This is a genomic window from Pseudomonas sp. TE12508, assembly GCF_056279485.1.
In genome coordinates, this window is the sequence record NZ_JBWCCN010000013.1 from 210,672 (window position 1) to 218,949 (window position 8,278).

Below are 8,278 nucleotides of genomic sequence, written 5' to 3' on the forward strand. Positions count from 1 at the left end.
AATTCCTCATTGGGCGCTTTCAAAACCTTCGAGAACGTTCACGGCATTGATGCCGATTTCTTCCACCGCGTAACCGCCTTCCATCACGAACAGCGTCGGCTTGCCGAGGCCCGCGATGCGCGCGCCCATCGCCAGGTAATCCGGGCTGTCGAGTTTGAACTGGGAGATCGGGTCGTCCTTGAACGTATCGACGCCCAGGGATACGACGACGATGTCGGCGCCGTACTTTTCAATCTCTTTGCAGGCCTGCTCCAGGGCTGCGCTCCAGCGGTCCCAGCCTGAGCCGGCGGGCAAAGGGTAGTTGAAGTTGAACCCTTCGCCCGGGCCTTCACCGTGTTCTTCTTCATAACCGAGGAAGAACGGAAACTCGGCTTCCGGATGACCATGGATGGAGGTGAACAGCACGTCGCTGCGCTCGTAGAAAATCGATTGGGTGCCGTTGCCATGGTGGTAATCGACGTCGAGGATCGCGACCTTTTTGTGGCCTTGATCGAGGAATGCCTGAGCGGCGATGGCGGCGTTGTTGAGGTAGCAATAACCGCCCATCACATCGCTGGCGGCATGGTGTCCCGGTGGACGGCACAAGGCGAAGGCACTGCGGGCACCGCGCTGGATTTGCGCTTGGGCCGTGAGCGCAACTTGCGCCGCGCTATACGCCGCTTGCCAGGTACCGGCGGTAATCGGTGCGCCGCCGTCGAAGCTGTAATAGCCGAGCTGACCGTGCAGGCTGGTGGGCATGATCCGGCGCAGGGTGCGGGCAGGCCAAGTGTAGGGCAGCAAGTCGCCATCGGTATTGAATTCGGTCCAGCGCGCCCAGGCCCCTTTGAAGAAGTCGAGGTAGTCGCGGCTGTGGATACGCTCGATCGGCCCGAGACCGAAATCCTGCGGCGCCTCGACCGGGCCCAGATCGCGGGACTGTACGCGTGCCAACACATGGTCGGCCCGCGAGGGCATTTCGAAGCAGGGCATCAATTGCCCGTCCATCAATTCGCAACGGCCGTGATGCAAGTGGTGATCGTCCGAGTAGATCGTCAGCATTCTTGTTCTCCGCAGGCTGATTCGGTTGCACACAGTCTTGCGGCGGGCGGCGTTTGGGAGAACGGCAGGAAAGGCCAAAAGGGGATCGATATGGCCAAAAGATTTGACCGAAATTCGCCCCTTAATGGCACACCGGTGCTTCAACATTGGGCTTGGAATGCCGAACCTGGGGGAGCGGGCTTGCCCGCGAAAGCGATGGTCCAGCCAATGGAGATGCGTCGAATGTACTGGCCTCTTCGCGGGCAAGCCCGCTCCCACAGGGGTTATCGGTGTGGCCGGAACTGACTCGGCGCAACGCCACTCCAGCGCACAAACGCATGGCGGAAGCTTGCGGTCTCGCTGAACCCCAGCGCCTCGGCAATCCGGTAGATCGGCAGTTGATCTTCGCAGAGCATTCGCTTGGCCTGCTCGAAGCGCAATTCATCGAGCAGTTCTTGATAGCTGCAGCCCAGGTCCTTCAGATGTCGACGCAGGGTGCGCGCCGAGCAGTTCAACTGTTCGGCCAGCCCATCCAGGCCCGGGGCCGCGTTGAGTTGCGCAGCGAGTAGTTGGCGGATACGCCCGAGCCAGGCCTGGCGCCCGGTGAACTCGGTGTTTTGCTTGCGACACCGTTCGGCCATGGCCTGGTGCGTGATGGCGTCGGCCAGAGGCAGGGGTTGTTCGAGCCAGCGCTTATCGAAGGCAAAGGCATTGGACACAGCATCGAACAGCAAGGGGCAGTCGAAACGCTCGGCATAGCGCGCCTGATAGTCCGGCGCCGGGTGTTCGAAGCGGGCGCCGAGCAGAGGCAGAGGATGGCCGAGCAAGTCTTCGCAGGTGACTTTCATCGAGACCAGGCAAAACTCGACATTGAAGGGCGCCAGCGCCGGATTCTCCCGATAGTCGCCGGCGGTGAGCCAGATGCGCTCGCCATCCTCCTCCAGGCTCAACTCGAACAGTGTTCCCAATAGCGCCGGATAGTGCAGCGCCAACCGCAAGGCGTCACCTAAAGTGGCGCTGGTGAGTAAGGCGTACCCGAGCATGCCGTAGGACGAAACATGCATTCGCCGGCCCAGTTCCAGGCCGATATCGCGGCGTAACGCGACGGCGTTGGCGCAAACCAGCATCTCTTGGTTGGTGGTGATGCGCGTGTCCGCCCGGCTCAGATCCACCGCGCTGATACCGCTGCCGGCCAGCAATGCTTCGCTGGACAGGCCTTCGGCCTTGAAGGTGTTGAGTACCAGAGAGACGGCATTGAGGGTGGTGAGATGGGAGTGGAGCATGGGGTGTTCCAGTCTTTAAGTAACTGGAAGCGAGCAAGTTATATGCCCAACGACAATCCTGTGGGAGCGGGCTTGCTCGCGAAAGCGTCCTGTCAGTCACATTGATGCAGGATATGCTGCCGTCTTCGCGAGCAAGCCCGCTCCCACAGGGTTTTGTGTTGTGTCAGCTCAATTCAGCTCAGTTCGCCGCACAGGTCTAGTTCAACCAGCCGTCGAATTTCAGCGATCTCAAGCCCTGCACCCAGCAGCCCATGCAACTTGCCGAATGCCGCCTCGCGAGTCATGCCGCCACCGGACAACACACCGGCGTCACGCAAACGGCTACCCGCCTCGTACACATCGAGCTGCACACCACCTTCATGACATTGCGTAACTGCGACCACCACCACACCTTTATCCCGCGCCCGTTCCAGGCTGGCGAGAAACGCGGGGTTGTCGCTTGGCCCGGTACCGCTGCCATAACATTCCAGCACCAGACCCTGAATACCGCTGTTGAGCAAACCATCCAGTTGCTCGGCGCCGATGCCGGGGAACAGGGGTAGCGCTGCGACCGTTGCCAGTTGTTTAGGCTGGTTGTAGTTCAATTGCGCCGGCACGGAAGTCGCTTTCACGCCGCCGCCCTGACGCTCCAGCCGTTTGAACGGATGACGACCGAAACTGCGAACCTTCGCGCAGCGGGTCGGATCGAGCAGTTCGCCGTGAAAGTACAGATGAACGCCCGGCGCCAGGCCCTGGCCAAGTGCAACCAATGCACCGCTGAGGTTTTCCCAGGCATCACTGTCGGTCACGCCGGCGGGCAACATGGAGCCGGTGAACACCACTCGGGCATGCAGGCCGAGCAGCTGAAAGCTCATGGCCGCGGCGCTGTAGGCCAAGGTGTCAGTACCGTGCAGGATCAACACGCTGTCGCAGCCCTGGACATCCACGGCATCGACCACCGCTTCACGCAGTTGCTGCCAGTAGGCGGGCGTCATGTTGGCGCTGTCGATCAGCGGCGACATCTCGCGAAAGCGCCACTGCGGTACCACCAGTTCGGGTTGGCTGTGCAGATACTCGCGCATCCGCGCTTCGAAACCGGACGCCGGCGCCAGGCCGTGGGCACTGGCTTGCATGCCGATGGTGCCGCCGGTGTAGAGCACCATGACGTGCTGGGCAGCAGGAAAAGTCGAGGAATTCATGGAGGTTCTCCGAAAACGATGTGGGAGCGAGCCTGCTCGCGATGGCAGCGATGTGGTCTCAAGCTCTAACCAGAACGGCAGCATCAAAAAAGCTGCCACAACATACGACCGAGCATGACGCCGGTCGCAAGCTGTGTCACGCCGGGCGCAGAGGGTGCGCCCGGTTTTTTACCGATCAGCGTTGCGCTGCGGTCACGCCTTGCGGCTCGGCTGCGGCCGTAGGAGCGGCGGCTGTCGGATTGGCTGGCCAGGCTTTCAGGTCCAGGTCCAGATCCGGGAACTTGCTCGAATCGAACACCGGGGTCTTGATACCGGCAGCACGCTGGTCATCGTAGTCACGCAGGATGCGCATGCCGACCTTGAACAGCAGGAACAGCGCGATCAGGTTCACGAACGCCAGCAGAGTCATGGTGATGTCAGCGAAGGCGAACACCGTGCTCAGGTTCTCGATGGCGCCCCAGAAGATCAATACCAGTACCAATGCGCGGTAGGCGATCAGCGCCTTGCGGTTTTCGCCGATCATGAAGCGCAGGTTGTTCTCGCCCAGATAGTAGTTGTAGAGGATCGAGGTGAACACGAACAATGCCAGGGCCACGGAGATGAACATCCGGCCCCAGTCACCGACCACGGCAGCCAGGGAGTTTTGGGTCAGGGCAATGCCGTCGCCTTCGAAGCCCGGGGTGTAGAAGCCCGACAGCAGGATCAGCAACGCGGTGCAGGTGCAGATCACGAAGGTGTCGAGGAACACGCTGAACGCTTGAACCACGCCTTGCGAGACCGGGTGCTCGACCGAGGCCACCGCGGCCACGTTCGGCGCACTGCCCAGGCCCGCTTCGTTGGCGAACACGCCGCGCTTCACGCCCATGACGATGGCGCTGCCGATCAGGCCGCCGAACGCCTGGTCCAGACCGAAGGCGCTTTTGACGATGGTCATCAACATGCCCGGAACGTGATCGAACTGCAGCACGATCACGTAGATGGTCACGCCGATGTACACCAGGGTTTTCACCGGTACCAGCAGGTCAGCGACCTTGGCGATCCGCTTGATACCACCGATGAACACCAGACCCAGCAATACCGCCAGGCCAAGGCCGGTGTACGTGGTGTCGAGGCCGAAGGCATTGTTCAGCGAGTGGGTTACGGCGTGGGCTTGCAGGCCGTTGAAGGCAAAGCCGAAGGTGATCAGCAGCAGGAACGCCATGATCATGCCCAACCAGCGTTTCTGCAGGCCGTGCTGAATGTAAAAGGACGGGCCGCCACGGAACTGGCCTTCGGAGTCGCAGCGCTTATAGAGCTGGCCGAGGGAGCATTCGAAGAAGCTGCTGGACATGCCGACCAGCGCGGTCACCCACATCCAGAACACCGCACCGGGGCCACCGAGGGTCACGGCGATACCGACACCGGCGATGTTGCCCGCACCGACACGGCCGGCGAGGCTGAGCATCAGGGCCTGGAACGAGCTGAGTTGACCGGCGCTGCTGCGCAAGCTGTCACGGAACACCGCGAACATGTGGAAGAAATGACGGAACTGGACGAAACGCGAGCGGATCGTGAAGTAGCTACCGAGCCCGACAATGAGCACGATCAGTACTTTCCCTGAGAGGAAGTCGTTGATGACTTCGAGCATGGATTATTCCTCGCTATTTTTTGTGTGTGCGAATGCTGGGTGGTTGACACATCGCGTTACACCCGCTTGTGCTCGGCACAACAGGTGAGGCGAAGGTTCGTCCCGGTTCCATTTCGCGGGTTTGTTATTAGTTCGGGTTCGCATGGGTTTGGGCCTCGTTACCGACGACCGCTCACGCGAAGAGGGCCGGCACTATACATAGGAGCGTGCCATCCGTCTGCACGGTTGTGGTGCGAGCGACGAAACGAAGCTTTGAAACACCCGACGTTACCGGCGTCGGGCTTATGTAGAAGCTGCTCTTTTGTGGGAGCGGGCTTGCTCGCGAATGCGGCCTGATATCCACCCTTCAGGGTGACTGACGCACCGCCTTCGCGAGCAAGCTCGCTCCCACATTTTTCAGCTTCCAGACATTCTGTTTGTGGCTGCCAAAGAGTTAAAAAAAAGGGCTTGAGGGAGTAAATCCCCAAGCCCTCAAAAGGTGAGAGGTGTCTAGTCCCTCGACCTGGTGAGCGTGCTCTTCAAAAGAGCCGGCGTTTGGTCAAGCCTTCAGAGGCACCAGACGCGGAGCAATCATGTTTTCCGGGCGCAGGATGTCGGCGAGCATTTCTTCGTCGAGCAAGCCTTCTTCGCGCACCAGTTCCAGCACGCCGCGGCCGCTTTCAAGCGCGATACGGGCAATGCGAGTGGCGTTTTCATAGCCGATGTACGGGTTCAGTGCTGTAACCAGGCCGATCGAGTGTTCGACCAGTTCACGGCAGCGCTCTTCGTTGGCGGTGATGCCGACGATGCAGTGCTCGCGCAGCATGTCCATGGCGCGCTGCAGCAGGCGGATCGAGTCGAAGATCTTGAAAGCGATCAGCGGCTCCATCACGTTCAGTTGCAGCTGGCCGCCTTCGGCCGCGATGGTCAGGGCCAGATCGTTGCCGATGATCTGGAACGCCACCTGGTTCACGGCTTCCGGGATTACCGGGTTGACCTTGCCTGGCATGATCGAGCTGCCTGGCTGACGCGCTGGCAGGTTGATTTCGTTGATGCCGGTGCGTGGGCCGCTGGACAGCAGACGCAGGTCGTTGCAGATCTTCGACAGCTTGACCGCGGTGCGCTTGAGCATGCCGGAGAACAGCACGAAGGCGCCCATGTCGGAGGTAGCTTCGATCAGGTCGGCGGCTGGCACCAGTGGGTGACCGCTGATGGTCGCCAGGCGTTGCACGGCCAGGTGCTGGTAGCGCGGGTCGGCGTTGATGCCGGTGCCGATCGCGGTGCCGCCCAGGTTCACTTCGGTCAGCAGCTCTGGCGCCAGAGTCTTCAGGCGTGCCAGGTCTTCGCCCAATGTGGTGGCGAAGGCGCGGAATTCCTGGCCCAGGGTCATCGGCACGGCGTCTTGCAGCTGGGTACGACCCATCTTCAGAACGTGGCTGAATTCTTCACCTTTGGCAGCGAACGACTGGATCAGGCTGTCGAGGCTGGCCAGCAGCGCGTCGTGACCCAGCAGCAGGCCCAGACGGATCGCGGTCGGGTAGGCGTCGTTGGTCGACTGCGCCATGTTGACGTCGTTGTTCGGGTGCAGGTACTGGTATTCGCCCTTGCTGTGGCCCATGGCCTCCAGCGCGATGTTGGCGATGACTTCGTTGGCATTCATGTTGGTCGAAGTGCCAGCGCCGCCTTGAATCATGTCCACCACGAATTCTTCGTGGAAATCGCCGCGGATCAATCGGGCACAAGCTTCGCTGATAGCAGCGTGCTTGGCTTCGCTCAGGTGACCCAACTCGCGGTTGGCGTCAGCGGCGGCCTGCTTGACCATTGCCAGACCGACAACCAGTTTCGGGTAATGCGAAATCGGAACGCCAGAGAGGCGGAAGTTGTTCACCGCTCGCAGGGTCTGGATGCCGTAATACGCTTGAGCAGGTACTTCGAGTACGCCAAGCAGGTCTTTTTCTGTGCGGAAAGATGCAGCGGAGGACATGATAGAAATCATCTCGATATGGACCCGGTCTGTGCCGGAACACTGCAAATGCTAGGCTTGTGAAGAATTTTGGGCCAATGCTGTTAAACACTAGCCTATGCACATTCGGCATAATGCCCATGTGACGCCGCGTGCGCGGCGAACGTGTGACCTAAATTGGTGCGTGTCCGGGAGGGCGTGATGAATCTGGAAAGCAAATGGCTCGAGGACTTCAGTGCTCTGGCCGCTACCCGCAGCTTCTCCCAGGCGGCCGAGCGCCGCTTCGTGACCCAGCCTGCATTCAGCCGGCGGATCCGCAGCCTCGAAGCTGCGCTGGGGCTAACCTTGGTCAATCGCTCCCGCACGCCGGTCGAGCTGACGGCGGCGGGGCAGTTGTTTCTCGTCACCGCGCGAACCGTGGTCGAACAGCTGGGCGAAGTGCTGCGTCATCTTCATCACCTGGAAGGCGGGCAGGGCGAGGTGATGCAGGTTGCCGCCGCTCACTCCCTGGCGCTAGGTTTCTTCCCGCGCTGGATTGCGCAATTGCGCAACGAAGGGCTGAACATCGCCACGCGGCTGGTGGCCACTAACGTTGGCGATGCGGTGCATGCATTGCGCGAAGGCGGCTGCGATTTGATGCTGGCGTTTTATGACCCGGACGCAGCGATGCAAATGGATCCGGAGATTTTTCCGTCGCTGCACCTGGGAGACACCGAAATGCTCCCGGTGTGCGCCGCCGATGCCGATGGCAAACCGTTGTTCGACCTGGAAGGCGAGGCCAGTGTGCCGCTATTGGCCTACAGCGCCGGTGCGTTTCTTGGACGCTCGGTGAACATGCTGTTGCGCCAGCGGGCGCTGCGATTCACCACTATTTACGAAACCGCCATGGCCGACAGCCTGAAAAGCATGGCGCTGGAAGGCCTGGGCATCGCCTGGGTACCGCAACTGAGCGTGCGCGCTGAACTGGCTCGCGGTGAGTTAGTCGTCTGCGGCGGTCCGCAATGGCATGTGCCACTGGAGATTCGTCTGTACCGCTGCGCGCTGGTACGCAAGGCGAATGTGCGGTTGCTCTGGCGCAAGCTTGAAGGCAGCGCAGCCCAAGGCACGACGGGTATCTGAGACCAATGAAGATCCAATGTGGGAGATTCTATGGTTGAGGGGAAGCCCTCAACCCGTTTTCGCTTGGTATTCACTCTGCCCTTTCAGCAGTGCAAATACGACCCGTGCAAGC

The 8,278-nt window shown here is 60.8% G+C and carries 6 protein-coding genes; 1 reads left to right on the forward strand and 5 read right to left on the reverse strand.

All coding sequences use genetic code 11. The features are described from left to right. Positions 1-6 precede the first annotated feature (6 nt). The 5 genes from ACZ9IM_RS19260 to aspA form a co-directional block, all read right to left on the reverse strand. Entirely contained in the window at positions 7-1,038 is a 1,032-nt protein-coding gene (locus tag ACZ9IM_RS19260; protein ID WP_427627416.1) for a histone deacetylase family protein, read from the reverse strand. Positions 1,039-1,301: 263 nt separating this feature from the next. After that, positions 1,302-2,300: an AraC family transcriptional regulator gene (locus ACZ9IM_RS19265; RefSeq protein WP_427627418.1), complete on the reverse strand. Its 999-nt coding sequence runs from the start codon at positions 2,298-2,300 to the stop codon at positions 1,302-1,304. Between the two features lie 173 nt (positions 2,301-2,473). Beyond that, positions 2,474-3,478 carry an asparaginase gene (locus ACZ9IM_RS19270; protein ID WP_476224710.1) on the reverse strand — a complete coding sequence of 335 codons (1,005 nt, stop codon included), beginning with the start codon at positions 3,476-3,478 and terminating at the stop codon, positions 2,474-2,476. A 175-nt stretch (positions 3,479-3,653) separates the two neighbouring features. After that, positions 3,654-5,105, reverse strand: coding sequence for an alanine/glycine:cation symporter family protein (locus tag ACZ9IM_RS19275; RefSeq protein ID WP_476224711.1), 1,452 nt, complete (start codon positions 5,103-5,105; stop codon positions 3,654-3,656). A 538-nt stretch (positions 5,106-5,643) separates the two neighbouring features. After that, entirely contained in the window at positions 5,644-7,068 is a 1,425-nt protein-coding gene (gene aspA / locus ACZ9IM_RS19280) for an aspartate ammonia-lyase (RefSeq protein WP_095632848.1), read from the reverse strand. A 180-nt stretch (positions 7,069-7,248) separates the two neighbouring features. On the opposite strand from aspA, the gene ACZ9IM_RS19285 reads away from it, so the two are divergent. Continuing rightward, entirely contained in the window at positions 7,249-8,166 is a 918-nt protein-coding gene (locus tag ACZ9IM_RS19285; RefSeq protein ID WP_008007763.1) for a LysR substrate-binding domain-containing protein, read from the forward strand. The last annotated feature ends 112 nt before the right edge of the window (positions 8,167-8,278 follow it).